The organism is Thalassospira sp. UBA4513 (assembly GCF_002388495.1).
Lineage (GTDB): Bacteria > Pseudomonadota > Alphaproteobacteria > Rhodospirillales > Thalassospiraceae > Thalassospira > Thalassospira tepidiphila.
This window is the reverse complement of record NZ_DGMR01000013.1, coordinates 99,882-100,240: the sequence shown is the minus strand read 5'-3', so window position 1 is coordinate 100,240 and position 359 is coordinate 99,882. Positions and strand designations below refer to the sequence as shown.

General features: G+C 55.4%; 1 pseudogene. It reads left to right on the top strand.

From position 1 onward, the window contains the following. Positions 1-359, top strand: a pseudogene (locus B2T33_RS05950) (polyribonucleotide nucleotidyltransferase); the annotation flags it as partial.

Here is a 359-nt window from a genome sequence, read left to right as displayed (position 1 = left end):
CTGATCATTGATCTGGCCGAAGAAGCAGCCAAAGAGCCGCGTGACGTTGCAGAACTTCCGGAAGGCTACGACGCACTGGTCGAAAAAGTTGCTGCGCTGGGCACCGAAAGCCTGACCGCTGCTTATGCACATGTTGTCAAACAGGAGCGTTCGGCTGCTGTTTCTGCTGCCAAGGCAGACATCGTCGAGAAACTTGGCGACGAAGTTCCCGATGCGCTGAAAGGCAAAGTTTCCTCGATCATCAAGGATCTGGAAAAAGACATCGTTCGCGGTGCGATCCTGAAAACCGGCAAGCGTATCGATGGTCGTACCGGTGCCGACGTTCGTCCGATCATGGGCGAAGTTTCGGTTCTGCCGCG